36 protein-coding genes are annotated in these 24,834 nt (G+C 67.5%); 35 read left to right on the top strand and 1 reads right to left on the bottom strand.

Annotation, left to right across the window (positions count from 1 at the left end; genetic code table 11):
* The 4 genes from rpsL (at position 1) to tuf (ending at position 4,516) form a co-directional block, all read left to right on the top strand.
* A complete protein-coding gene (gene rpsL / locus KHA85_RS03820; protein WP_007628148.1) occupies positions 1-372 on the top strand; it encodes a 30S ribosomal protein S12 in 372 nt (123 codons plus the stop codon).
* Positions 372-842: a 30S ribosomal protein S7 gene (gene rpsG / locus KHA85_RS03815; protein ID WP_007628146.1), complete on the top strand. Its 471-nt coding sequence runs from the start codon at positions 372-374 to the stop codon at positions 840-842. Before rpsL ends, rpsG begins: the two co-directional genes overlap by 1 nt.
* Before the next feature lie 195 nt (positions 843-1,037).
* Positions 1,038-3,149, top strand: a complete 2,112-nt coding sequence (fusA, locus tag KHA85_RS03810; protein ID WP_213184849.1) for an elongation factor G — start codon at positions 1,038-1,040, stop codon at positions 3,147-3,149.
* Positions 3,150-3,325: 176 nt separating this feature from the next.
* Positions 3,326-4,516, top strand: coding sequence for an elongation factor Tu (gene tuf / locus KHA85_RS03805; RefSeq protein WP_063971880.1), 1,191 nt, complete (start codon positions 3,326-3,328; stop codon positions 4,514-4,516).
* Positions 4,517-4,627: 111 nt separating this feature from the next.
* Here tuf and KHA85_RS03800 read toward each other — a convergent pair whose 3' ends face one another.
* A complete protein-coding gene (locus KHA85_RS03800) occupies positions 4,628-4,900 on the bottom strand; it encodes a hypothetical protein (protein ID WP_007628135.1) in 273 nt (90 codons plus the stop codon).
* 564 nt (positions 4,901-5,464) lie between these two features.
* Between KHA85_RS03800 and rpsJ the strand changes: the two genes are divergently transcribed.
* From rpsJ to rplQ, 31 genes are all read left to right on the top strand, one after another.
* Positions 5,465-5,770: a 30S ribosomal protein S10 gene (rpsJ, locus tag KHA85_RS03795; protein WP_003938093.1), complete on the top strand. Its 306-nt coding sequence runs from the start codon at positions 5,465-5,467 to the stop codon at positions 5,768-5,770.
* A gap of 52 nt (positions 5,771-5,822) precedes the next feature.
* Positions 5,823-6,488, top strand: a complete 666-nt coding sequence (rplC, locus tag KHA85_RS03790; RefSeq protein WP_063971881.1) for a 50S ribosomal protein L3 — start codon at positions 5,823-5,825, stop codon at positions 6,486-6,488.
* A complete protein-coding gene (rplD, locus tag KHA85_RS03785) occupies positions 6,485-7,174 on the top strand; it encodes a 50S ribosomal protein L4 (RefSeq protein WP_007628131.1) in 690 nt (229 codons plus the stop codon). Before rplC ends, rplD begins: the two co-directional genes overlap by 4 nt.
* Positions 7,171-7,473: a 50S ribosomal protein L23 gene (rplW, locus tag KHA85_RS03780; protein WP_007628130.1), complete on the top strand. Its 303-nt coding sequence runs from the start codon at positions 7,171-7,173 to the stop codon at positions 7,471-7,473. Before rplD ends, rplW begins: the two co-directional genes overlap by 4 nt.
* 31 nt (positions 7,474-7,504) lie before the next feature.
* The gene (gene rplB / locus KHA85_RS03775) at positions 7,505-8,341 is read left to right on the top strand and encodes a 50S ribosomal protein L2 (RefSeq protein WP_061228295.1); all 837 of its coding nucleotides are present in this window, start codon (positions 7,505-7,507) and stop codon (positions 8,339-8,341) included.
* A gap of 14 nt (positions 8,342-8,355) precedes the next feature.
* A complete protein-coding gene (gene rpsS, locus KHA85_RS03770) occupies positions 8,356-8,637 on the top strand; it encodes a 30S ribosomal protein S19 (protein ID WP_007628126.1) in 282 nt (93 codons plus the stop codon).
* Positions 8,634-9,062, top strand: coding sequence for a 50S ribosomal protein L22 (gene rplV, locus KHA85_RS03765; protein ID WP_007628124.1), 429 nt, complete (start codon positions 8,634-8,636; stop codon positions 9,060-9,062). Before rpsS ends, rplV begins: the two co-directional genes overlap by 4 nt.
* Positions 9,063-9,881, top strand: a complete 819-nt coding sequence (gene rpsC / locus KHA85_RS03760; protein ID WP_007628122.1) for a 30S ribosomal protein S3 — start codon at positions 9,063-9,065, stop codon at positions 9,879-9,881.
* 2 nt (positions 9,882-9,883) lie between these two features.
* Entirely contained in the window at positions 9,884-10,300 is a 417-nt protein-coding gene (gene rplP / locus KHA85_RS03755; protein WP_007628120.1) for a 50S ribosomal protein L16, read from the top strand.
* On the top strand, positions 10,300-10,530 hold the full coding sequence (gene rpmC / locus KHA85_RS03750) for a 50S ribosomal protein L29 (protein ID WP_007628118.1): 231 nt from the start codon (positions 10,300-10,302) through the stop codon (positions 10,528-10,530). The genes rplP and rpmC overlap by 1 nt, the downstream gene beginning before the upstream one ends.
* Positions 10,527-10,823, top strand: coding sequence for a 30S ribosomal protein S17 (gene rpsQ / locus KHA85_RS03745; RefSeq protein WP_174521529.1), 297 nt, complete (start codon positions 10,527-10,529; stop codon positions 10,821-10,823). The genes rpmC and rpsQ overlap by 4 nt, the downstream gene beginning before the upstream one ends.
* A 174-nt stretch (positions 10,824-10,997) precedes the next feature.
* The gene (locus tag KHA85_RS03740; RefSeq protein ID WP_236885127.1) at positions 10,998-12,509 is read left to right on the top strand and encodes an alpha/beta hydrolase; all 1,512 of its coding nucleotides are present in this window, start codon (positions 10,998-11,000) and stop codon (positions 12,507-12,509) included.
* Positions 12,510-12,653: 144 nt separating this feature from the next.
* Positions 12,654-13,022 carry a 50S ribosomal protein L14 gene (gene rplN / locus KHA85_RS03735; RefSeq protein ID WP_007628112.1) on the top strand — a complete coding sequence of 123 codons (369 nt, stop codon included), beginning with the start codon at positions 12,654-12,656 and terminating at the stop codon, positions 13,020-13,022.
* A gap of 1 nt (position 13,023) precedes the next feature.
* Entirely contained in the window at positions 13,024-13,338 is a 315-nt protein-coding gene (gene rplX, locus KHA85_RS03730) for a 50S ribosomal protein L24 (RefSeq protein WP_070720656.1), read from the top strand.
* 2 nt (positions 13,339-13,340) lie between these two features.
* On the top strand, positions 13,341-13,913 hold the full coding sequence (rplE, locus tag KHA85_RS03725; protein ID WP_063971884.1) for a 50S ribosomal protein L5: 573 nt from the start codon (positions 13,341-13,343) through the stop codon (positions 13,911-13,913).
* A gap of 271 nt (positions 13,914-14,184) precedes the next feature.
* Positions 14,185-14,583 carry a 30S ribosomal protein S8 gene (gene rpsH, locus KHA85_RS03720; RefSeq protein WP_007628106.1) on the top strand — a complete coding sequence of 133 codons (399 nt, stop codon included), beginning with the start codon at positions 14,185-14,187 and terminating at the stop codon, positions 14,581-14,583.
* A 12-nt stretch (positions 14,584-14,595) separates the two neighbouring features.
* Positions 14,596-15,132 carry a 50S ribosomal protein L6 gene (rplF, locus tag KHA85_RS03715; protein WP_063971885.1) on the top strand — a complete coding sequence of 179 codons (537 nt, stop codon included), beginning with the start codon at positions 14,596-14,598 and terminating at the stop codon, positions 15,130-15,132.
* 2 nt (positions 15,133-15,134) lie between these two features.
* Positions 15,135-15,530, top strand: coding sequence for a 50S ribosomal protein L18 (gene rplR, locus KHA85_RS03710; RefSeq protein WP_063971941.1), 396 nt, complete (start codon positions 15,135-15,137; stop codon positions 15,528-15,530).
* A 43-nt stretch (positions 15,531-15,573) separates the two neighbouring features.
* Entirely contained in the window at positions 15,574-16,233 is a 660-nt protein-coding gene (rpsE, locus tag KHA85_RS03705) for a 30S ribosomal protein S5 (protein WP_063971886.1), read from the top strand.
* Positions 16,234-16,235: 2 nt separating this feature from the next.
* Complete coding sequence (rpmD, locus tag KHA85_RS03700) at positions 16,236-16,418, top strand: 50S ribosomal protein L30 (RefSeq protein ID WP_007628098.1); 183 nt, start codon at positions 16,236-16,238, stop codon at positions 16,416-16,418.
* Between the two features lie 2 nt (positions 16,419-16,420).
* Complete coding sequence (gene rplO / locus KHA85_RS03695; protein WP_213184848.1) at positions 16,421-16,867, top strand: 50S ribosomal protein L15; 447 nt, start codon at positions 16,421-16,423, stop codon at positions 16,865-16,867.
* Positions 16,868-17,071: 204 nt separating this feature from the next.
* A complete protein-coding gene (gene secY / locus KHA85_RS03690; RefSeq protein ID WP_007628094.1) occupies positions 17,072-18,394 on the top strand; it encodes a preprotein translocase subunit SecY in 1,323 nt (440 codons plus the stop codon).
* A gap of 48 nt (positions 18,395-18,442) precedes the next feature.
* Positions 18,443-18,988 carry an adenylate kinase gene (locus KHA85_RS03685; RefSeq protein ID WP_070720647.1) on the top strand — a complete coding sequence of 182 codons (546 nt, stop codon included), beginning with the start codon at positions 18,443-18,445 and terminating at the stop codon, positions 18,986-18,988.
* A gap of 8 nt (positions 18,989-18,996) precedes the next feature.
* Complete coding sequence (map, locus tag KHA85_RS03680) at positions 18,997-19,794, top strand: type I methionyl aminopeptidase (protein WP_213184847.1); 798 nt, start codon at positions 18,997-18,999, stop codon at positions 19,792-19,794.
* A 33-nt stretch (positions 19,795-19,827) separates the two neighbouring features.
* Positions 19,828-21,108, top strand: a complete 1,281-nt coding sequence (locus KHA85_RS03675) for a lipase family protein (protein ID WP_213184846.1) — start codon at positions 19,828-19,830, stop codon at positions 21,106-21,108.
* 113 nt (positions 21,109-21,221) lie between these two features.
* On the top strand, positions 21,222-21,443 hold the full coding sequence (gene infA / locus KHA85_RS03670; RefSeq protein WP_005140011.1) for a translation initiation factor IF-1: 222 nt from the start codon (positions 21,222-21,224) through the stop codon (positions 21,441-21,443).
* 169 nt (positions 21,444-21,612) lie between these two features.
* On the top strand, positions 21,613-21,981 hold the full coding sequence (gene rpsM, locus KHA85_RS03665) for a 30S ribosomal protein S13 (protein ID WP_007628088.1): 369 nt from the start codon (positions 21,613-21,615) through the stop codon (positions 21,979-21,981).
* Positions 21,981-22,388, top strand: a complete 408-nt coding sequence (gene rpsK / locus KHA85_RS03660; RefSeq protein WP_043566757.1) for a 30S ribosomal protein S11 — start codon at positions 21,981-21,983, stop codon at positions 22,386-22,388. The genes rpsM and rpsK overlap by 1 nt, the downstream gene beginning before the upstream one ends.
* 22 nt (positions 22,389-22,410) lie before the next feature.
* The gene (gene rpsD, locus KHA85_RS03655; RefSeq protein ID WP_007628084.1) at positions 22,411-23,016 is read left to right on the top strand and encodes a 30S ribosomal protein S4; all 606 of its coding nucleotides are present in this window, start codon (positions 22,411-22,413) and stop codon (positions 23,014-23,016) included.
* Between the two features lie 106 nt (positions 23,017-23,122).
* A complete protein-coding gene (locus KHA85_RS03650) occupies positions 23,123-24,157 on the top strand; it encodes a DNA-directed RNA polymerase subunit alpha (protein WP_007628082.1) in 1,035 nt (344 codons plus the stop codon).
* A 34-nt stretch (positions 24,158-24,191) separates the two neighbouring features.
* A complete protein-coding gene (gene rplQ, locus KHA85_RS03645; protein ID WP_213184845.1) occupies positions 24,192-24,782 on the top strand; it encodes a 50S ribosomal protein L17 in 591 nt (196 codons plus the stop codon).
* Positions 24,783-24,834: the final 52 nt, after the last annotated feature.

The following is a 24,834-nucleotide window of genomic DNA, read 5'->3' as shown; positions in this document are numbered from 1 at the left end:
ATGCCAACCATCAACCAGCTGGTCCGCAAGGGCCGCCAGGACAAGAAGTCGGCGACGTCGACGGCTGCCCTCAAGGGCTCGCCTCAGCGTCGCGGCGTGTGCACCCGCGTGTACACCACGACCCCCAAGAAGCCGAACTCCGCGCTCCGTAAGGTCGCCCGAGTGCGCCTGACCAGCGGCGTCGAGGTCTCCGCCTACATCCCCGGTGAGGGCCACAACCTGCAGGAGCACTCGATGGTGCTCGTGCGCGGCGGTCGTGTGAAGGACCTCCCGGGTGTCCGTTACAAGATCATCCGCGGCTCGCTCGACACCCAGGGTGTGAAGGACCGCAAGCAGGCCCGCTCCCGCTACGGCGCCAAGAAGGAGAAGTAATGCCTCGTAAGGGTCCCGCCCCGAAGCGCCAGCTCATCAATGACCCGGTCTACGGGTCGCCGCTGGTCACGCAGCTCGTGAACAAGATCCTCCTCGACGGCAAGAAGACCACCGCCGAGCGCATCGTCTACTCGGCGCTCGAGATCTGCCGCGAGAAGACCGGGACCGACCCGGTCATCACCCTCAAGAAGGCCCTGGACAACGTCCGCCCGGCCCTCGAGGTCCGCTCCCGTCGTGTCGGCGGCGCCACCTACCAGGTGCCCGTCGAGGTCCGCCCCGGTCGTTCGACGACCCTGGCGATGCGCTGGCTGGTGACCTTCTCCCGGCAGCGTCGCGAGAACACGATGGTCGAGCGCCTGGCCAACGAGATCCTGGACGCCTCCAACGGCCTGGGTGCCGCGGTCAAGCGTCGCGAGGACACGCACAAGATGGCCGAGGCCAACCGGGCGTTCGCGCACTACCGCTGGTGATCCGGTGGGGCCGTGGCCGGGGCGGCGTCGATGACGACCCCCCGGCCAGGGTCCCGTGGTCACCCGCCGGGTGGCATCATTGAACAAGGCCCGTACCGGCCGCACCGAGTGCGGGTACCGGCAGTAACACCGACCCGGTTCGGACGGTCGACACCGACCGCACGGGCCACCGACGACTCACAATCGGGAGAATCCGTGGCACAGGACGTGCTGACCGACCTCAACAAGGTCCGAAACATCGGCATCATGGCGCACATCGACGCCGGTAAGACCACCACGACCGAGCGCATCCTGTTCTACACGGGTGTCAACCGCAAGGCCGGCGAGACCCACGACGGCGCGTCGACCACCGACTGGATGGAGCAGGAGAAGGAGCGCGGCATCACGATCACCTCGGCCGCGGTGACCTGCTTCTGGAACGACAACCAGATCAACATCATCGACACGCCGGGTCACGTCGACTTCACCGTCGAGGTCGAGCGCTCGCTCCGCGTGCTCGACGGCGCCGTCGCCGTCTTCGACGGCAAGGAGGGCGTCGAGCCCCAGTCCGAGCAGGTCTGGCGCCAGGCCGAGAAGTACGACGTCCCCCGCATCTGCTTCGTCAACAAGATGGACAAGCTGGGCGCGGACTTCTACTACACGGTCCAGACCATCATCGACCGTCTCGGTGCCAAGCCGCTGGTCCTGCAGCTGCCGATCGGTGCCGAGGACCAGTTCGACGGCATCGTCGACCTGCTGACCATGAAGGCCCACGTCTGGCCGGGCAAGACCGAGATCGGTTCCGAGGCGCAGATCCAGGACATCCCGGCCGAGCTCCAGGAGAAGGCCGAGGAGTACCGCGAGAAGCTCCTCGAGACCGTCGCCGAGAGCAGCGAAGAGCTCATGGAGAAGTACTTCGGCGGCGAAGAGCTGACCCTCGACGAGATCAAGGCGGCCATCCGCAAGATGACCGTCAACTCCGAGGTGTATCCCGTTCTGTGCGGTTCCGCGTACAAGAACAAGGGTGTCCAGCCGATGCTCAACGCGGTCATCGACTTCCTCCCGACCCCGCTCGACATCGGTGAGGTCCACGGCCACAAGGTCGGCGACGAGGAGACCGAGATCCTGCGGAAGCCGTCCAAGGACGAGCCGTTCTCCGCGCTGGCGTTCAAGATCGCCGTGCACCCCTTCTTCGGCAAGCTCACGTTCGTGCGCGTCTACTCGGGTCGTGTCGAGCCGGGTGCCCAGGTCGCCAACTCGACCAAGGGCAAGAAGGAGCGCGTCGGCAAGCTCTTCCAGATGCACGCCAACAAGGAGAACCCGGTCGACGAGGCCGTGGCCGGCAACATCTACGCCTTCATCGGACTCAAGGACACCACCACCGGTGACACGCTGTGCGACCTGAACAACCAGGTCGTCCTCGAGTCGATGACGTTCCCGGACCCGGTCATCGACGTCTCGATCGAGCCCAAGACCAAGGCCGACCAGGAGAAGCTGTCGACCGCCATCCAGAAGCTCGCCGAGGAGGACCCCACCTTCTCCGTGCGTCTGGACGAGGAGACCGGGCAGACGGTCATCGGCGGCATGGGCGAGCTGCACCTGGACGTCCTCGTGGACCGCATGAAGCGCGAGTTCAAGGTCGAGGCCAACGTCGGTAAGCCCCAGGTCGCGTACCGCGAGACCATCAAGGGCTCGATCGACAAGTACGACTACACCCACAAGAAGCAGACCGGTGGTTCCGGTCAGTTCGCGAAGGTGCAGATCGCGCTGGAGCCCCTCGACCAGGAGGCCGTCGAAGAGGGCTCGACCTACGAGTTCAGCGACAAGGTCACCGGTGGCCGCGTGCCCAAGGAGTACATCCCCTCCGTGGACGCCGGCATCCAGGACGCGATGCAGTACGGCATCCTCGCCGGGTACCCGATGGTCAACGTCAAGGCGACCCTGGTCGACGGTGCGTACCACGAGGTGGACTCGTCCGAGATGGCGTTCAAGGTCGCGGGTTCGATGGCCTTCAAGGAGGCTGCCCGCAAGTGCCAGCCCGTGATCCTTGAGCCGCTCATGGCCGTCGAGGTCGTGACGCCCGAGGACTACATGGGTGACGTCATCGGCGACCTCAACTCCCGCCGCGGCCAGGTCATCGCGATGGAGGAGCGCTCCGGCGCCCGCGTCGTGAAGGCCAACGTGCCGCTTTCCGAGATGTTCGGCTACGTCGGCGACCTCCGGTCGAAGACGCAGGGCCGGGCGAACTACTCGATGGTCTTCTCCCACTACGCCGAGGTTCCGGCGAGCGTGGCCAAGGAGATCATCGCCAAGGCGACCGGCGAGTGACCGGTACGGCTCCGGTGCGTCTGTGAAGGCGCACCGGGGCCGATGCCGGCGGCGCACGGTCGAACCTCCGGGTGGCCGCCGGTTCGTGCCTCACGGCACGATGAGTAAGATCAGACCCCACACAATGCAGTGCCCACCTCGACGGGTGGGGACAGACCAGTCCAGGAGGACAACAAGTGGCGAAGGCGAAGTTCGAGCGGACGAAGCCGCACGTTAACATCGGCACCATCGGTCACGTCGACCACGGTAAGACCACCACCACCGCGGCCATCACCAAGGTTCTGGCGGACACCTACCCCGAGCTCAACGACGCCTTCGCGTTCGACGAGATCGACAAGGCGCCGGAGGAGAAGGCTCGTGGTATCACGATCAACATCTCCCACGTCGAGTACCAGACCGAGAAGCGTCACTACGCGCACGTCGACGCCCCCGGTCACGCCGACTACATCAAGAACATGATCACCGGTGCCGCCCAGATGGACGGCGCGATCCTGGTCGTGGCGGCCACCGACGGCCCGATGCCCCAGACCCGTGAGCACGTGCTGCTCGCCCGTCAGGTCGGCGTTCCCTACATCCTCGTCGCTCTCAACAAGTGCGACATGGTCGACGACGAGGAGATCCTCGAGCTCGTCGAGATGGAGGTCCGCGAGCTGCTGGCCTCGCAGGAGTTCGACGAGGACGCCCCCGTCGTGCACATCTCGGCGCTGAAGGCGCTCGAGGGTGACGAGAAGTGGGTCCAGGCCGTTCGCGACCTCATGCAGGCCTGCGACGACTCGATCCCCGATCCCGAGCGTGAGACCGACAAGCCGTTCCTCATGCCCGTCGAGGACGTCTTCACGATCACCGGTCGTGGCACCGTCGTCACCGGTCGTATCGAGCGTGGCCAGATCAACGTCAACGAGGACGTCGAGCTCATCGGTATCCGTGACAAGGCGACCAAGACCACCATCACGGGCATCGAGATGTTCCGTAAGCTCCTCGACTACGGCGAGGCGGGCGACAACGTCGGTCTGCTGGTCCGTGGCCTCAAGCGCGAGGACGTCGAGCGTGGCCAGGTCGTCATCAAGCCGGGCGCCTACACCCCGCACACCACGTTCGAGGGTCAGGCCTACATCCTGTCCAAGGACGAGGGCGGCCGTCACACGCCGTTCTTCAACAACTACCGCCCGCAGTTCTACTTCCGTACCACGGACGTGACCGGCGTCGTGACCCTCCCCGAGGGCACCGAGATGGTCATGCCGGGCGACAACACCGAGATGAGCGTCGAGCTCATCCAGCCGGTCGCCATGGACGAGGGCCTGCGGTTCGCCATCCGTGAGGGTGGCCGCACCGTCGGCGCCGGCCAGGTCACCAAGATCATCAAGTGATCGAGTGATCCCACGGCGCGGGTGATCAACTCGCACCACATGTGAAGGGCGTCCCACCGCGAGGTGGGGCGCCCTTCACGCATTCCGTGGGAGGCGGTGGGGCGGCGTCGATCACCTACGGCGGCCGAGGATGCTCATGGCCACGGACAGGCCGACAGCGGCGACCCCCGCGAACGCCGTCACCGCGACCGCGGCGACCTGCTCGGCACTGGCGCCGTGATCGGCGCGACCGGTGCCGATGACCCCGTGTCGCCTGTCCACCTCCTCGAGAGCGCGCAGGAGCGCGTCGGGGTCACCTCCCTTGTCGGGATGATGGCGGAGGACCGCCTGCCGCCTGTCCCTTCGATAGGCGACAGGATCGCGGGGTTCACGTCGACTGTTCACGGGCAGCTCTCCTAGGCGCGGACGGGGTCGCTGATCTCCCCGACGGTACCCAAGTCGTGGCGCGCGCCGTGGCGCCGTCCGGGACGACACGGCGTGGGCGTCGGATCGCCGGGGCGCGCCGATTTTGCCCCCGGCGACGATGTACTGCATACTGGTCAAGTTGCCCGGACAAGGCGGCGTCTGCGGATGGGTCCTCACGGATCGGTTCGTGGTGCCGGGTTGGTCGGGCGAGCACGACAAGGGCGGGTGAGCGATCACCCGCCGGAAAAGCGGGAGGGCGACACGCCCGACCGCGTGGACGCGTCGTGACACGTCAACAGCGGCAGCGGATCGGTCCGCCGTCATCCTCGCCTCGCGCGAGTGTGCGGCATCCCGTCCTCTGGAGGTCTCGTAGTCGTGTCATGTGCGTGCACGGGGGAGCCCTCCACGACGGGCACCGATGCACGAGACCGGGTTATCGACGGTCTGACGGTGTCACGTATGACAAGCGAACACAGCAGTGTCCCCGCGCGGCGAGGGCGCTCACGACAGCCGCCTTCATGGGCGGGAGGAGAAGAGGACGAAGTGGCGGGACAAAAGATCCGCATCCGGCTCAAGGCCTATGACCACGAGGCCATCGACGCCTCGGCGCGCAAGATCGTCGAGACGGTGACCCGTACGGGTGCTCGTGTCGTCGGCCCGGTGCCGCTGCCCACCGAGAAGAACGTCTACTGCGTCATCCGCTCGCCGCACAAGTACAAGGATTCGCGTGAGCACTTCGAGATGCGTACCCACAAGCGGCTGATCGACATTCTCGACCCCACGCCGAAGACCGTGGACGCGCTCATGCGCATCGACCTGCCTGCCAGCGTCGACGTCAACATCCAGTGACCTCCGACCGCGTAGCGGTCAGCAAGCAACGTGCAGCGGAGACAGTGAACAGATGAGTAACACCGAGATCAAGGGCATCCTGGGCGCCAAGCTCGGCATGACCCAGGTCTTCGACGAGAACAACCGGGTGGTCCCGGTGACCGTCGTGAAGGCCGGGCCGTGCGTCGTGACCGGGATTCGTACCGAAGAGAACGACGGCTACAACGCCGTCCAGATCGCGTTCGGCGCGGTCGACCCCCGCAAGGTCACCAAGCCGGTCGCGGGTCAGTTCGAGAAGGCCGGGGTCACCCCGCGCCGCCACATCGCCGAGATCCGCCTCGACAACGCCGAGCAGGCCGCCGGCTTCGAGATCGGTCAGGAGATCGGCGCCGACGTGTTCGAGGACGGCGCCTTCGTCGACGTCACCGGCACGTCGAAGGGCAAAGGTTTCGCCGGCACCATGAAGCGCCACGGCTTCGCCGGCCAGGGTGCCTCGCACGGTACCCAGGCCGTGCACCGTAAGCCGGGTTCCATCGGCGGCGCCTCGACGCCCGGCCGCGTCTTCAAGGGCAAGGCCATGGCCGGCCGCATGGGCAACGAGCGTGTGACCACCATGAACCTCAAGGTCCACAAGGTCGACGCCGAGGCCGGCGTCCTCCTCATCAAGGGAGCCATCCCGGGTCGCAACGGCGGCCTCGTGATGGTCCGTTCCGCTGTGAAGGGCGGTGCGCGCGCATGACCACGACGGAGAACACCGTGAACCTCAAGCTGGATGTCCGTACCCCGGCCGGCTCGACCGACGGATCGGTCGAGCTCCCCGCCGAGATCTTCGGCGTCGAGCCCAACCTGCCCCTGATGCACCAGGTCGTAGTGGCGCAGCTCGCCGCGGCGCGGCAGGGCACCCACTCGACCAAGACCCGCGGCGAGGTCAGCGGCGGCGGTCGTAAGCCGTTCCGCCAGAAGGGCACCGGCCGCGCCCGTCAGGGCTCGACCCGCGCTCCCGCCTACACCGGCGGCGGTACGGTCCACGGCCCCAAGCCGCGTGACTACTCGCAGCGCACCCCCAAGAAGATGAAGGCCGCCGCTCTCCGTGGCGCCCTGTCCGACCGGGCCGCCAGCGAGCGCATCCACGTGGTCACCGAGTTCGTCGAGGGCCAGAAGCCGTCGACCTCCGGTGTCCGTGACTTCCTCGGCACCCTGTCCGACCGGAAGAAGTTCCTGATCGTGGTCGGTCGTGAGGACCTCGCCGCATGGCGCTCCGCCGCCAACCTCGATCATGTCCACCCGATCGCTCCGGATCAGCTCAACACCTACGACGTCCTGAACGCCGACGACGTCGTGTTCTCGGTCGAGGCTCTGGACGCGTTCGTCACGCAGGCGAGCCGTTCGCTCGCCGGCAAGGCTGCGAAGGAGGCCGACAAGTGAGCACCGTCGCCGATCCCCGGGACGTGATCCTCGCCCCGGTCGTCTCCGAGAAGGCCTACGGCCTGCTCGAGCAGGGCGTGTACACGTTCCTGGTGGCACCGGACGCCAACAAGACGCAGATCAAGATCGCCATCCAGGAGATCTTCGGCGTCACGGTGGAGTCCGTGAACACCGCTAACCGTCAGGGCAAGCGCAAGCGCACCCGCACCGGGTACGGACAGCGCAAGAGCACCAAGCGCGCCATCGTGACCCTCGCGGCCGACAGCAAGCCCATCGAGATCCCGGGTCTGACCGCCTGACGGCGGGAAGAGTTAAGGACGAGAGAACCTCATGGCTATCCGCAAGTACAAGCCCACGACCCCCGGTCGTCGCGGCTCGAGCGTCTCGGACTTCGCCGAGATCACCCGCTCGACGCCCGAGAAGTCGCTGCTGCGCCCGCTGAGCAAGACCGGCGGCCGCAACGGCCACGGCCGCATCACCACCCGTCACAAGGGCGGTGGACACAAGCGCCAGTACCGCGTCATCGACTTCCGTCGGAACGACAAGGACGGCGTGCTCGCCACCGTGGCGCACATCGAGTACGACCCGAACCGCACCGCGAACATCGCGCTGCTGCACTACGCGGACGGCGAGAAGCGCTACATCCTCGCCCCCCGCAACCTCAAACAGGGCATGAAGGTCGAGTCGGGCGCAGGCGCCGACATCAAGACCGGCAACAACCTGCCGCTCCGCAACATCCCCGCCGGCACGGTCGTGCACGCGGTGGAGCTGCGCCCGGGCGGCGGTGCCAAGATGGCCCGCGCGGCCGGCGCCGGTATCCAGCTGCTCGGCAAGGAGGGCACCTACGCGTCCCTGCGTATGCCGTCCGGTGAGATCCGCCGCGTCGACGTGCGCTGCCGCGCCACGATCGGCGAGGTCGGCAACGCAGAGCAGGCCAACATAAACTGGGGTAAGGCCGGCCGCATGCGGTGGAAGGGCGTCCGCCCGACCGTCCGTGGTGTGGTCATGAACCCCATCGACCACCCGCACGGTGGTGGCGAGGGCAAGACGTCCGGTGGACGTCACCCCGTCAGCCCGTGGGGCCAGCCCGAGGGCCGGACCCGCAAGCCCAACAAGGCGAGCGACAGCCTCATCGTCCGTCGCCGTCGCACCGGTAAGAAGCGCTAAGGAGGGAAACTAGGATGCCTCGTAGTCTCAAGAAGGGTCCGTTCGTCGACGAACACCTCCTCGCGAAGGTGGACGTGCAGAACGACAAGGGCACTCATCAGGTCATCAAGACCTGGTCGCGTCGCTCGACGATCCTGCCCGATTTCATCGGCCACACGTTCGCCGTCCACGACGGCCGCAAGCATGTGCCCGTGTTCGTGTCCGACTCGATGGTGGGTCACAAGCTCGGCGAGTTCGCGCCGACGCGCACGTTCAAGGGGCACATCAAGGACGATCGGAAGAGTAAGCGTCGATGAGCACTGACACCCAGAAGAACGAAGCGCAGGCCGAGCAGAAGCTCACCGCCCGCGCCACCGCTAAGTTCGTCCGCGTGACGCCCATGAAGGCGCGTCGCGTGATCGACCTGGTCCGGGGCAAGGACGCCTCTGACGCGCTGGACATCCTGCGGTTCGCCCCGCAGGCCGCCAGCGAGCCGGTCGCCAAGGTCCTGGCGTCGGCTATCGCGAACGCCGAGAACAACCTGGATCTGGATCCCCGGACCCTGGTCGTCACCACGGCGTACGCCGACGAGGGGCCGACCCTGAAGCGGTTCCGTCCGCGCGCCCAGGGCCGGGCCTTCCGCGTGCGGAAGCGCACGAGCCACATCACCGTCGAGGTGACCAGCGTGCCCGAGAAGGCCGGGTCCGGCCGGGGACGTCGTAACCAGGGAGGTGCCCGCTAAATGGGACAGAAGATCCATCCGCACGGCTTCCGTCTGGGCATCACCTCGGACTGGACGTCCAAGTGGTTCGCCGACAAGCAGTACGCCGACTACGTGTCCGAGGACATCAAGATCCGCCAGCTCCTGTCGAAGGGCATGGAGCGTGCCGGCATCTCGGGCGTGGACATCTCGCGTACCCGTGACCGGGTCCACGTGGACATCCACACCGCCCGTCCCGGCATCGTGATCGGTCGTCGTGGCGCCGAGGCCGACCGCCTGCGCGGCGAGCTCGAGAAGCTCACCGGCAAGCAGGTCCACCTCAACATCCTCGAGATCAAGAACACCGAGGCCGACGCCCAGCTCGTTGCCCAGGGCATCGCCGAGCAGCTGTCCAACCGCGTGGCCTTCCGCCGCGCGATGCGCAAGGGCATCCAGTCCGCCATGCGCCAGCCGCAGGTCAAGGGCATCAAGGTGGTCTGCTCGGGTCGTCTCGGCGGTGCCGAGATGTCCCGTTCGGAGCGCTACCACGAGGGTCGCGTCCCGCTCCACACCCTCCGTGCCGAGATCGACTACGGCACGTACGAGGCCAAGACGACCTTCGGTCGCATCGGCGTCAAGGTGTGGATCTACAAGGGCGACGTCGTGGGCGGTCGCCGCGAGTCCGACCAGTACGCCCAGTCCAGCAACCGCGGTGGCGCTGACCGTGGCCCGCGCCGCGAGCGTGGTGCCGGCCGGCCCCGTCGCTCCGGCGCCCAGGGCACCACGGCCACCAGCACCGAGACCGGCCGCGCCGGCTCGGCTGCCCCGGCCGAGGCGCCCGCAGAAAACAAGGAGGCCTGACCGTGCTGATCCCGAAGCGCGTCAAGCACCGCAAGCAGCACCACCCCGGCCGCAGCGGTGCGGCCAAGGGCGGCACCAAGGTGACGTTCGGTGACTACGGCATCCAGGCCCTCGAGCCGGCGTACGTCACCAACCGTCAGATCGAGTCCGCTCGTATCGCCATCAACCGCCATATCAAGCGTGGTGGCAAGGTCTGGATCAACATCTACCCGGACCGTCCGCTGACCAAGAAGCCCGCCGAGGTCCGCATGGGTTCCGGTAAGGGGTCGGTCGAGTGGTGGGTCGCCAACGTCAAGCCGGGACGCATCCTCTTCGAGATGTCGTACCCGAACGAGGAGACCGCTCGCGAGGCGCTTCGCCGCGCGCAGCACAAGCTCCCCTGTAAGACCCGCATCGTGACCCGGGAGGAGCAGTTCTGATGGCTAGTGGAACCACCGCCCCCGAGCTGCGCGAGCTCGACGCGGAAGCGCTGACCGCGCGTCTGCGTGAGGCCAAGGAAGAGCTGTTCAACCTGCGCTTCCAGATGGCCACCGGTCAGCTGACCAACAACCGTCGCCTGCGTGTCGTCCGTCACGACATCGCTCGCATCTACACCGTCATGCGCGAGCGCGAGCTCGGGCTGTCGGCGGCGCCGGGTGATGCCAAGTGAGTGACAAGGAAGCAGTTGTGACTGAGTCCAACGAGAACACCGAGCGCAACAGCCGCAAGGTGCGGATCGGGTACGTCGTGTCCGACAAGATGGAGAAGACCATCGTCGTCGAGCTCGAGGACCGCGTGAAGCACCCGCTGTACGGCAAGATCATGCGTCGTACGGAGCGCGTCAAGGCGCACGACGAGACCAACACCGCCGGTGTCGGCGACCGCGTGCGGATCATGGAGACCCGCCCGCTGTCCGCCTCGAAGCGGTACCGCCTCGTGGAGGTCCTGGAGCGCGCCAAGTAGGTCCGCCCCGCTCCACACGAGCAACCCGCCCCTGGGATTCCCGGGGGCGGGTTGTTCGCATTTGTCACATGAGTAGACGCTGATACGACGGGGAACGTACTGTGTCATCGGCCCGGGTACGGACCGGAGCCTCACACACGACAGCGACATCGCCCAGCCAGGACAGGACGCCACATGACCGTACGAGTGGATATCCACCAGCGGAAGGAAGTGCGAGCCGGGGCCGCCCGCGGATTGCGCGCCCTCGCCGCGTCGGCAGCCGCGGTGGCTCTGATCGCCGGCGGGGCCGTGCCGGCCGCCGCGCAGAGCCCCGACGCCGGATCGATCGGGCCGGGGTCCGTCGACCCTGCGTCCCTGGCGCCGAGCGTCGTGCCCGGGAGCCTGTTCGGGGTACCGTCGCTGAGTATTGCCGCCTCGACCCATCTCGGCGCGCCGATCCCGTTGACGGGCGTCCTCGGATCACTCGCGGACGCCGGGTCCGGGGATTTCGCTCGGCCCGGCAGCTCGCTGCCGCCCGGGCAGCCGATAGCGGTCCGCGACAAGTCGATCACCCGGTCCGAGGTGCGGAGCATAGATCCGCTCTTCCCCGCGTCCCCACACGAGGTCGACGGGCGCGCCGAGGTCTGGACGGTCACGTCGGCGACGATGCAGCGGGTCGTGCGGGTGGAGGTCTACCGCGCTCCCGCGGGCGTCGACGCCCCCAACGTCTACTTCCTCGACGGTGTGGGCAGCGAGTCCCCCTCGGGCTGGAGCGGTGGCATGGGCTGGGGCGATCCGGCCGTGCGCGACCTCGACGTCAACGTGATCGCGCCGACCGGCGCTCCGTCATCGATGTGGTCCGACTGGCGGACCGACGATCCGGTCCTCGGCCCCAACAGCTGGGAGACGTTCCTGACCGAGGAGCTGCCGCCGCTGCTCGAGCAGGGTCTCGAAGGCGCCGCCGACGGGCTCGCGCACAACGGGGACTGGGGCGTGTTGGGCGTCTCGATGGGGGCGGCGTCGGCGCTCCACCTGGCCAACTCCACTCCGGAGATGTTCAGCGGGGCCGGGGGAGTGTCGGGTGCCTATTCGACACTGGACGAGCTCGGGTACCAGTACGCCCGTCTGACCGTGGCCGCCCGCCACGGTGAGGTGACCAACATGTGGGGACCACGTGGATCGCAGGCGTGGGAGGACCACGACACGGTCGCCGACCCGAGCGGGCTGGCCGGACAGTCCGTGTTCCTCAGCGCTGCCACCGGGCTCGTCGGCTCGACCGAGCTGGGGTACTTCGGGAGCAACGAACTCGTGCTGCTGGACGGGCACGTCCTCGAGAAGGGGTCATTCGAGAGCACCCTCGCACTCGAGGCCGCACTGGGCGGGGTCCCGGACGTCGATCTCGAGGTCGTCTACATGGACGCCGGTATCCACAACTGGCCGGCCTTCGTCCCACAGATGCTTCCGGGCCTGCAGCACATCCTCTCCGGCCTCGCGCCCGCCGTTCCCAATTCGCGCGCCACGACCGGGGGAGTGGCCGACCGCGAGAACGGCCCACTGGGTTCGCTGGGGTCGACCAGCTCGACCAGCTCGACCGGCTCGGCCGGCTTGACCGGCTCTTCGGGCGCGACGGGTTCCGCCGGCTCGTCCGGTTCCTCCGGGTCGCTCCGCTCGGTCGGCGCCGGGTCGGCGGGGTCAGGGGGTAGCTGACCGGGATTTGGGCCGCGCAGGGGCCGCACCCTACACTGGAACAGTTGCCCGAGCTGTCGCGTACCTTTCGCGCGCCCGGGCGGCATGACCGCGTGTGTCGGGTCGGTATCCGGCACACATCGAACAGACCTGGTCAGGAGAACCATGATCCAGCAGGAGTCGCGGCTGAAGGTCGCCGACAACACGGGTGCCAAGGAGATTCTCTGCATCCGCGTTCTCGGCGGGTCCAAGCGTCGCTACGCGGGCGTGGGCGACATCATCGTCGCCACCGTCAAGGACGCCATCCCCGGCGGCAACGTCAAGAAGGGTGAGGTCGTCAAGGCCGTCATCGTGCGCACCGCCAAGGAGCGCCGTCGCCCGGACGGGTCGTACATCAAGTTCGACGAGAACGCCGCCGTCATCATCAAGAACGACAACGACCCGCGCGGCACGCGCATCTTCGGGCCCGTCGGCCGCGAGCTGCGCGACAAGAAGTTCATGCGCATCGTCTCGCTGGCTCCGGAGGTGCTCTGACATGAAGGTTCACAAGGGCGACACCGTGCTCGTCATCTCGGGCAAGGACAAGGGCGCGAAGGGCAAGGTCATCCAGGCTTACCCCGCGCAGGAGAAGGTCCTCGTCGAGGGCGTCAACCGCATCAAGAAGCACACCTCCAACTCGGCTGCCGAGCGTGGCGCCTCCTCCGGTGGCATCGTCACCCAGGAGGCCCCGATCCACGTGTCCAACGTGATGGTCGTGGACGCCGACGGCACCCCGACCCGGGTGGGAATCCGCACCGACGAGAACGGCAAGCGCGTCCGTGTCTCGCGTAAGACCGGGAAGGACCTGTGACCATGACCGAGACCGCACTTCCCTCCGGCTACACCCCGCGTCTCAAGGCGAAGTACCGCAACGAGATCAAGCCGGCCCTGAACGAGACGTTCGAGTACACGAACGTTATGCAGATCCCGGGCGTCGTCAAGGTCGTCGTCAACATGGGCGTGGGCGACGCCGCTCGCGATGCCAAGCTCATCAACGGCGCGATCAACGACCTCACCCTGATCACCGGTCAGAAGCCCGAGGTTCGCCGGGCCCGCAAGTCCATCGCGCAGTTCAAGCTGCGTGAGGGCATGCCCATCGGTGCGCGCGTCACCCTGCGTGGCGATCGCATGTGGGAGTTCCTGGACCGTCTGACCACGGTCGCCCTGCCGCGTATCCGCGACTTCCGCGGCCTCTCCGGCAAGCAGTTCGACGGCCACGGCAACTACACCTTCGGTCTCAACGAGCAGACGATGTTCTACGAGATCGACGTCGATAAGGTCGATCGTCCGCGTGGTATGGACATCACCGTCGTCACCACCGCGACGAACGACGAAGAGGGCCGGGCGCTGCTCAAGCAGCTCGGTTTCCCCTTCAAGGAGAACTGAGCCTCTCCTGCCAGGCCGGACCGGCCGTCCTCGCCGGGGCACCGCACCGCGGATCCCCGGCGACGGGCAGACGGCCCAGTCGTCTGGTCGTGAACAGTGAGAAGAGCACTGTGAACGGCGGGACACCCGAGCGCCCCACGGGGAGCCGGATCCCACACAAGAGAACATTCGCACTCTTCGTGATAGGCCCACGACGTTCGCGGGCGACCCACAGGTCGCCGGAGGGACGTGTTGCATGGGAACCGTTACGAGAAAGGAACATGGTCCATCCATGTCGATGACCGATCCCATCGCGGACATGCTGACGCGTGTGCGTAACGCCAACTCGGCGTTCCACGACACCGTGTCGATGCCGCATTCCAAGCTCAAGGGCAACATCGCGGCGATCCTCAAGCAGGAGGGTTACATCGCCGACTACGCCGTCTCCGACGCCGAGGTGGGCAAGAAGCTCACCATCGATCTGAAGTACGGCCCGTCCCGCCAGCGGAGCATCCAGGGCATCAAGCGCATCTCGAAGCCGGGTCTGCGCGTGTACGCCAAGTCCACCGAACTGCCCAAGGTCCTCGGCGGACTGGGCGTCGCGATCATCTCGACGTCCCAGGGTCTGCTCACCGACCGTCAGGCGAACAACAAGAAGGTGGGCGGGGAAGTCCTCGCCTACGTCTGGTAAGGGGGCGACGAAATGTCACGTATCGGCAAGGCTCCGATCACGGTCCCGTCCGGTGTCGACATCAAGGTCGACGGCCAGACCATCACGGTCAAGGGCCCCAAGGGTGAGCTCACCCAGGTGCTGCCCGAGCCCATCTCGGTGACCATCGAGGACAACACCATCACGGTGAACCGTCCCGACGACCACCGCGACAACCGCTCCCTGCACGGCCTCTCCCGCTCGCTGGTCAACAACATGGTCGTGGGCGTGACCGAGGGTTACAAGCAGGACATGGAGATCTTCGGCGTCGGTTACCGCGTCGTGGCCAAGGGCTCGGACCTCGAGTTCGCCCTCGGTTACTCGCACCCGGTGCCGGTCGCCGCTCCGGACGGCATCACGTTCGCCGTGGACGGTGCGACCAAGTTCTCGATCTCCGGTATCGACAAGCAGCAGGTGGGCCAGATCGCCGCCAACATCAAGCGACTGCGGAAGCACGACCCGTACAAGGGCAAGGGCATCCGCTACGCCGGCGAGCAGGTCCGTCGCAAGGTCGGAAAGACGGGTAAGTGATCATGAGCAGCACCAAGAAGCGTTCCCCGCTGGGAACCGACGCCTCGACCGCACGTCGCGAGGGTCGCGCCCGGCGCCATTACCGCCTCCGCAAGAAGGTCTCCGGCACGCCGGAGCGCCCGCGGTTGGTCGTCAACCGGTCCTCGCGCCACATCCACGCCCAGATCGTCGACGACCAGGCGGGCCGCACGCTCGCCGCCGCGTCGACCATCGAGGCCGATGTGCGCTCCCTCGAGGGCGACAAGAAGGCCCGCAGCGCGAAGGTCGGCCAGCTCCTGGCCGAGCGCGCCAAGGCCGCCGGCATCGACGCCGTCGTGTTCGACCGTGGTGGCAACAAGTACCACGGCCGGATCGCGTCGCTCGCCGACGCCGCCCGCGAGGGTGGGCTGGAGTTCTGATGACCAACACCACTGCACTGACCGCTAATGGAAGGACCGTCTGATGCCGGGACGTCAGCGTCGTGACGGCGGAAGCAACGGGCCCGCCGCAGACAACAAGAACACCAACGACAACGCCCAGGGGCGCGGCGGCGACCGCGGCCGTGGGCGGGGCCGCGATGATCGTCGTGGCCGCCACGACGACGAGAAGTCGCAGTACATCGAGCGCGTCGTCACCATCAACCGTGTCTCCAAGGTCGTGAAGGGCGGTCGTCGCTTCAGCTTCACCGCGCTCGTGATCCTCGGTGACGGCAACGGCATGGTGGGCGTCGGCTACGGCAAGGCCAAGGAGGTGCCGGCCGCGATCCAGAAGGGATCGGAGGAGGCCCGGAAGAACTTCTTCCGAGTCCCGCTCATCGGCTCCACCATCCCGCACCCCATCCAGGGTGAGGCCGCCGCCGGTGTCGTCATGCTCCGTCCGGCCTCCCCGGGTACCGGTGTCATCGCCGGTGGCGCCGCCCGCGCCGTGCTCGAGGCCGCCGGGGTGAACGACATCCTCTGCAAGTCGCTCGGCTCGGACAACGCCATCAACGTCGTTCACGCGACCGTGGCCGCCCTCAAGGGTCTGCACCGTCCCGAGGAGGTCGCGGCACGTCGTGGCCTGCCGATTGAGGACGTCGCGCCCGCGGGCATGCTCCGTGCGCGTGCCGGACAGGGGGCCTGATCATGGCTAACCTCAAGATCACCCAGGTCCGTGGGACCGTCGGGACCAAGAAGAACCAGCGGGACTCCCTGCGTACGCTCGGCCTCAAGGGCATCCGGAAGTCGGTCGTGCGTGAGGACAACGCGCAGACCCGGGGTCTCATCAACGTCGTGAACCACCTCGTCGTGGTCGAAGAGACGGAGTGAGCATGACCATCAAGTTGCACCACCTGCGCCCGGCGCCCGGCGCCCACACCGACAAGACCCGCGTGGGTCGTGGTGAGGGATCGAAGGGCAAGACCGCCGGCCGCGGTACCAAGGGCACCAAGGCGCGTAAGAACGTCCCCGCGGCGTTCGAGGGCGGCCAGATGCCGATCCACATGCGGCTCCCGAAGCTCAAGGGCTTCAAGAACCGCAACAAGGTCGTCTTCCAGGTCGTCAACGTGTCCGACATCCAGCGGCTGTTCCCCAACGGCGGCGAGATCGGCGTGGCCGAGCTCGTCGACGCGGGCGCTGTCCGCAAGAACCAGCCGGTCAAGGTTCTCGGTGACGGGGAGATCTCCGTCGCCGTCACCCTGACCGTCGACAAGGTCTCCGCGTCGGCCAAGAGCAAGATCGAGGCCGCCGGCGGAAGCGTGTCGGAGGCCGGAGCCTGATCCCCGGCCGGCCCCTCGTGGGCCGCTGAGGTGCGCAGGGGTCGGGTCCGAGAGTCTCGGATCCGGCCCCTGCCCTCGTCTTGATAGAGTTTTCCCGTTGTGCGCTCCGGGCCCGGCGACCGCCGTGCGGTCCGTCCGACCCGCTCCCGGCGCATCTGCTTTCGACGACCGGCGGCCCACAGCCGACCACGACCAGGAGGACATGTGCTCTCCGCACTCGCGTCCGCGATCAAGGACCGGGACCTGAGGAAGAAGATCCTCTTCACCCTCGGGATCATCATCCTCTACCGGATCGGCGCGCAGATCCCGTCGCCCGGCGTCGACTACCCCAAGCTGCGCGGCCTGCTCGACACCGCGATGACCGGGGACAACGCCCAGTTGTACTCCCTGGTCAACCTGTTCTCCGGTGGCGCGCTGCTGCAGCTGTCCGTCTTCGCGATCGGCATCATGCCGTTCATCACTGCGAGCATCATCGTCCAGCTGCTCACCGTGGTCATCCCTTACTTCGAGCAGCTGAAGAAGGAGGGGCAGTCCGGCCAGGCCAAGATGACGCAGTACACGCGCTATCTGACCATCGCGCTGGCCGTCCTCCAGTCCGCCGGCATCGTCGCGCTGGCCGACCGGGGACAGCTCCTCGGTAACGGGCAGTCCGTCCTCATGGACGACGACATCCTCACGCTCATCACGATCGTGATCGTCATGACCGCCGGCGCGGCCCTCGTGATGTGGTTCGGCGAGCTCATCACCGATCGCGGCGTCGGCAACGGCATGTCGCTGCTCATCTTCGCCGGCATCGCGTCCCGCATCCCCGCCGAGGGCGTGAACATCTACCAGAACTCGTCGACCATGAAGTTCGCCGCGGTCATGTTCGCGGTCGTGCTCATCGTCGTCGCCGTCGTCTTCGTCGAGCAGGGACAGCGCCGGATCCCCGTCCAGTACGCCAAGCGGATGGTCGGTCGCCGTCAGTACGGCGGGACCTCGACCTACCTGCCGCTGAAGGTCAACCAGGCGGGTGTCATCCCCGTGATCTTCGCGTCGTCGCTCATGTACGTGCCGATCCTCATCACCCAGCTGGTGCAGGGCCCCGAGCCGTCGGGTGACGGGTTCTGGCAGCGCTACGTGATGCAGTACCTCCAGAACCCGTCGAGCTGGGGTTACATCGTCCTGTACTTCGCCCTCATCATCTTCTTCGCGTACTTCTACGTGGCCATCCAGTTCGATCCGATGGAGCAGGCCGAGAACATGAAGAAGTACGGAGGCTTCATCCCGGGGATCCGGCCCGGACGCCCGACCGCCGAGTACCTGGGCTACGTCCTCAACCGGATCCTGCTCTTCGGTTCGCTGTACCTCGGCCTCATTGCCGTGCTCCCGAACATCTTCCTCGACATGGGCAGCGGGGGTGGCGACATGCAGAACATGCCGTTCGGCGGCACCGCCGTGCTCATCATGGTCTCCGTGGGCCTCGACACCGTGAAGCAGATCGAAGCCCAGTTGATGCAGCGCAACTACGAGGGCTTCCTGAAGTAGCCGCGGCCTCGTCCGAGCAACCCCACTGTAGAAAGGCTGGTCCCCACCATGCGTCTCGTCCTCCTCGGCCCTCCCGGTGCCGGTAAGGGAACCCAGGCGGCTCTGTTGTCGGAGAAGCTCGGCGTGCCCCACATCTCGACCGGCGACCTCTTCCGTGCCAACATCTCCCAGGGCACCGACCTGGGCAAGGAGGCGAAGGGCTACATCGACGCCGGCAACCTGGTCCCCGCCGAGGTGACCAACCGCATGGTCAAGGCCCGGATCGCCGAGCCCGACGCCGAGGAGGGGTTCCTTCTCGACGGGTACCCCCGCAGCGTCGCGCAGGCGGACGCCCTCAAGGAGATGCTCTCGGAGGCGGGGTGCTCCCTCGACGCGGTGCTGGAGTTCAAGGTCGACGACGACACGGTCGTCCAGCGGATGCTGGCCCGTGGTCGCGAGGACGACACCGAGGACGTGATCCGGAACCGCATGTCGGTGTACCGGTCCGAGACCGCCCCGCTGCTCGAGTACTACGCGGGCGACGTCAAGAGCATCGACGCCGTCGGTGAGGTCGAGGAGATCAACGCCCGCGCGCTCGCCGCGCTGGGTCGCTGACGCCCGCCGTGTTCGGCCGGTCGCGCAAGGGCGTCGTCACCGCCCGCACCGCGGGGGAATTGGACGCGATGGAGGCGGCGGGGCGCATCGTCGGCCGCACGCTCATCGCGGTCCGGGACGCCGCCGTCCCGGGCGCGACGACAGGTGATCTCGACGAGGTCGCGGAGCAGTTGATCCGCGAGGCCGGGGCCATACCGTCCTTCAAGGGGTACGAGGGATTCCCGGGCTCCATCTGTTCCTCGGTCAACGAGGTCGTCGTGCACGGGATCCCCGGACCTGACACGGTGCTGCGCGAAGGCGACCTCGTCTCGATCGACTGCGGCGCCATCCTCGAGGGATGGCACGGTGACTCGGCGTGGACGTTCGGCGTGGGGTCCCTCGCGCCCGATGTCGCCGCCCTCAACGACGCGACGGCCGAGGTCCTCGAGGAGGGCATGCTCGCGATGCTCCCCGGGAACAGACTGACCGACGTGTCACACGCGCTCGAGGTGGCCACCCGGCGGGCCGAGGAACGACACGGCGTCTCGCTCGGGATCGTCGACGGTTTCGGCGGCCACGGCATCGGCCGTGAGATGCACGAATGGCCGTTCCTCGCCAACGAGGGCAAACCCGGTAGGGGACCGCGCCTCCAGGAGGGATCGGTCCTGGCGATCGAGCCGATGCTGGTTCTCGGCGGAGAGGCCGACACGCGGACCCTGTCGGACGACTGGACGGTCGTCACCGTCGACGGTTCGCCGGCCTCACACTGGGAGCACACCGTCGCCGTGACCGCCGACGGTCCGCGGATCCTCACGCCACGGTCGTGACGGCGACGGAACCCGCGAGAAGGGGAGTGTGGAGTGCGCGCCCGGCCTGAGTGCACCACGCCGCGGTCGGCGGCTCGGGTGCTGCTCGCGCTGATCGTCGGCGTCGCGGTGGCCCTGACGCAGCTCGGGACGCCGTGGGCCCCGGTCGCCGCCGCGCAGTCCGTCATGGACCGACCCGGGGGACCGGTGATGGAGCCGCCGCAACCGGCACCCTTCTACCACGCGGACCCCGGTGTGCTCGCCGCCGCCCGTAACGGACAGGTCATCAACACGCGCGACGTGACGATGCCCGTGTTCCTCGGGTACCGGACCACCGAGATCGCCTACCGGTCCACCGATACCGCCGATCGGCCGCTGCTGGCCACCGCCACCGTCGTCAGGCCCCCACACGCCCGCCCGAACGGGCCCGTTCTGAGCTACCAGCACTATCTCAACGCGCTCGGTCAACGGTGCGCCCCGACGGAGACGCTGGTCAACCCCACGCTGGAGACGGTCCAGGACAACGTCATGGCCTTCCTGCGGGTGCGGCTCGACCAGGGGTGGACCGTGATCATCCCCGACCACCTCGGCCCCAAGGTCGCCTACCCGGGTGGCCAGCTGTCCGCGAGGATCGTCCTCGACGGCATGCGTGCGGTGCGGGACGACCCCCGGTTCGACTCCGCCGCGAGCCGATTCGGGGCGTTGGGCTACTCCGGCGGCGGCATCGCCAGTGCGTGGGTCGCCCTGATGCACGACGAGTACGCGCCCGACGTCGACCTCGTCGGAGTCGCGCAGGGCGGTGTCCCGACGGACATGACCACCATGGCCCGCATGATCGGGAACGCGCCGCATCCGGCGTTCGGTCTGGCCTTCGCGGCCGCGGTGGGCATGGCGCGCGAGTACCCGGAGGCCATCCGCCTGGAGGACAAGCTCACTCCGGAGGGGTGGGCGCTCTTCGAGCAGCTGCGCGGTCGGTGTACCGCCACGCTCCTCGCCCTCGGGGCGTTCAAGTCGGTGCCCATGGTGCTCCACGGGGGCGACCTGATGGCGGAGGAGGGGCTCATGCGCGCGTTCGCGGCCAACAGCGTCCGGCTCAGCCCCGACGTCCCCCGCGTCCCGGTGTTCATGTGGCACGCGCGCACGGATCCCCTCGTGCCGTTCTGGGACGCGGAGGAGACCGCCCGCCGCTACTGCGCGGAGGGCACCCCGCTGACCTGGGAACCGGGGATCGCACCCGAGCACCTCGTGGGCGCGGTGGAGAAGCTGCCGGCTGCGATGACGTGGCTGCAGCAGCGGTTCGACGGTGTGGCCGCCGGGCCGCGCTGTACCGTCTGAGCCTCGATTGGCGCGCAGCCCCGGCCTGCCGTAGGCTTATACGTCGGTGTGCCCACCAGTGCACCACAATCCGGTAGACGTCATCCGGGGAATCGTGGAGGACCGTAACCAGCATGGCAAAGAAAGACGGAGCCATCGAGGTCGAGGGCCGTGTCGTCGAGCCGTTGCCGAACGCAATGTTCCGCATCGAGCTCGAGAACGGGCACAAGGTCCTCGCTCACATCAGCGGGAAGATGCGGCAGCACTACATCCGCATCCTTCCGGAGGACCGCGTCGTCGTGGAGCTCTCGCCCTACGACCTGACGCGTGGTCGGATCGTCTACCGCTACAAGTAAAGACGCTCAACTCCCCGTACCAGCCGCCGCCTCCGGGAAAAGGGGTCGGCGGGTTCGTACCCCCGGTTGCGGAGGCCGGGGCCCCGGACGGCTGCTCATCGAGAGATGACCATCCGGATCGGGGGCGGTCGGGGAGCAGACCTACCGCACGACGAAAGAGATACGCCACATGGCACGCCTTGCCGGCGTCGATCTCCCACGCGACAAGCGCATGGAGATCGCGCTCACCTACATTTTCGGCATCGGTCGCACCCGGTCGTTGGAGATCCTGGAGCGTACGGGCATCAGCCCCGACCTCCGCACCAAGGACCTCACCGACGAGCAGCTGACCGTCCTTCGTGACGACATCGAGGGCAACTACAAGGTGGAGGGTGACCTCCGCCGCGAGATCCAGGGCGACATTCGCCGGAAGATCGAGATCGGTAGCTACCAGGGACTGCGTCACCGTCGTGGCCTGCCCGTCCGTGGTCAGCGGACCAAGACCAATGCCCGTACCCGTAAGGGTCCGAAGAAGACCGTCGCCGGAAAGAAGAAGTAATGCCCCCCAAGTCACGCGCTGCGGGCCCCAAGAAGACGGGCCGTCGCAAGGATAAGAAGAACGTGCCCCTGGGCCAGGCCCACATCAAGAGCACGTTCAACAACACGATCGTCTCGATCACCGACCCGTCCGGTGGCGTCCTCGCATGGGCGTCCTCCGGCCACGTCGGCTTCAAGGGCTCGCGTAAGTCGACGCCCTTCGCCGCCCAGCTGGCCGCCGAGAACGCGGCCCGCAAGGCGCAGGAGCACGGCGTCAAGAAGGTCGACGTGTTCGTCAAGGGCCCCGGCTCGGGACGTGAGACCGCGATCCGCTCCCTCCAGGCCGCCGGCCTCGAGGTGGGCACGATCTCCGATGTCACCCCCCAGCCCCACAACGGCTGTCGTCCGCCCAAGCGGCGTCGAGTCTGAGCCGGAAGGAACGCACTAGACCATGGCACGTTACACCGGCCCCGTCACCCGCAAGTCCCGCCGCCTCGGCGTGGACCTCGTGGGTGGAGACACCGCATTCGAGCGTCGGCCCTTCCCGCCCGGTCATCACGGCCGTGCGCGGATCAAGGAGTCCGAGTACCGCACCCAGCTGCAGGAGAAGCAGAAGGCCCGCTTCACCTACGGCGTGATGGAGAAGCAGTTCCGTCGTTACTACGAGGAGGCGAACCGCCGCGCCGGTAAGACCGGCGAGAACCTCCTCCAGATCCTCGAGTCGCGACTGGACAACGTCGTGTACCGCGCGGGTCTCGCGCGGACGCGCCGTCAGGCCCGTCAGCTCGTGGCGCACGGCCACTTCCTGGTCAACGACCAGAAGGTGACCATCCCGAGCTACCGCGTCTCGCAGTACGACATCATCGATGTCCGTCCCAAGTCCACCAAGATGGACTGGTTCGAGATCGCCCAGGAGACGCTCGGTGAGCGTCCCGTCCCGGCGTGGCTGCAGGTCGTCCCCACGACCCTGCGGATCCTCGTCCACCAGCTCCCCGAGCGCGCCCAGATCGAGGTGCCGCTGCAGGAGCAGCTGATCGTCGAGCTCTACTCGAAGTGATCTGTCCTCCCTCGTCGCCGGGCGGGCCGCACACCGCGGCCCGCCCGGCGACGGTGGGTTCCCACGGCGTCAAATAGCGGGCGCCGAGAATCGAAAGAGGTAGCACATGCTCATCTCCCAGCGGCCCACCCTCACCGAGGAGGTCGTCTCCGAGAACCGCTCGCGGTTCGTGCTCGAGCCCCTCGAGCCCGGTTTCGGCTACACCATCGGCAACTCGCTGCGGCGCACGCTGCTGTCGTCCATCCCGGGCGCGGCCGTGACCAGCATCCGCATCGAGGGCGTCCTGCACGAGTTCACCACCGTGCCGGGTGTCAAGGAGGATGTCACCGACATCATCCTCAACCTCAAGGGCCTGGTCGTCTCGTCCGTCGAGGACGAGCCGGTCACCATGTACCTCAAGAAGCAGGGCCCGGGCGCCGTCACCGCCGGTGACATCGTCCCGCCCGCAGGCGTCGAGGTGCACAACCCGGACCTGCACATCGCCACTCTCAACGAGAAGGGCCGTCTGGAGATCGAGCTGGTCGTCGAGCGTGGTCGTGGCTACGTGCCCGCCGGGCTCAACAAGGACGCGGGCCACGAGATCGGCCGGATCCCCGTCGACTCGATCTACTCGCCCGTCCTCAAGGTGACCTACAAGGTCGAGGCCACCCGTGTGCACCAGCGCACCGACTTCGACCGCCTGGTCCTGGACGTCGAGACCAAGAACTCGATGACCGCCCGGGACGCCCTGGCGTCCGCCGGCAAGACCCTCGTCGAGCTCTTCGGCCTCGCCCGTGAGCTCAACGAGGAGGCGGAGGGCATCGAGATCGGGCCCAGCCCGGCCGAGGCCGACCACATCGCCGCCTACGGCATGCCCATCGACGACCTGGACCTGTCGGTCCGGTCCTACAACTGCCTCAAGCGCGAGGGCGTCCACACGGTGGGCGAGCTCGTGGCGCGCAGCGAGTCGGACCTGCTCGACATCCGCAACTTCGGCCAGAAGTCGATCGACGAGGTCAAGGTCAAGCTCGTCGAGCTGGGCCTGTCGCTCAAGGACGCGCCCCCCGGATTCGATCCCGCCTCGGTCGCCGGCTACGACGCCGAGACCGGGACCTGGACCGACGAGGGCGGCGAGGATTACGCCGAGACCGAGCAGCTCTGACGAGCGCCCGGAACACCATTCCTAGGAGAATCTGATGCCCAAGCCCAAGAAGGGCGCCCGCCTCGGCGGATCCGCCGCCCACCAGCGGCTCATCCTCTCGAACCTGGCCACCCAGCTGTTCGAGCACGATGCCATCCGCACCACGGAGACCAAGGCGAAGCTGCTGCGCCCCTACGCGGAGAAGCTCATCACCAAGGCCCGCCGCGGCACGCTGGCCGACCGTCGTGAGGCCGCCAAGGTCATCCGCGACAAGGACGTCCTGCACAAGCTGTTCGCCGAGATCGGACCGCGCGCGGCCAACCGCGACGGTGGCTACACCCGGATCGTCAAGCTCGAGAACCGCAAGGGCGACAACGCGCCCATGGCGATGATCGCGCTCGTCACCGAGGAGCTCGCTTCCGCCGAGGCCTCCCGCGCCACCCGCGCCGCCGCCTCCAAGGCCGCCGCCGCGCCGGCCGCCACCGAGTCGACCGACGACGTGACCGCCGAGGCCGAGGACAACAGCCCGATCGCCGACCAGGTCGAGGCCGCCGACGACTCGCAGGTGGACGCCGCCGAGGAGACCGCCGAGGCCGTGTCCGAGGACGCGACCCACGCCGAGGGTTCGGACGCCGACAAGGCCTGATCCGCCCCGGCACGAGATGCAGGGCCCCGTCACCGCACCCGCGGAGACGGGG

Source organism: Dietzia massiliensis, assembly GCF_018390595.1.
GTDB classification, from domain to species: domain Bacteria; phylum Actinomycetota; class Actinomycetes; order Mycobacteriales; family Mycobacteriaceae; genus Dietzia; species Dietzia massiliensis.
The sequence above is the reverse complement of the archived record's forward strand: the minus strand, read 5'-3'. Positions and strand labels throughout refer to the sequence as shown.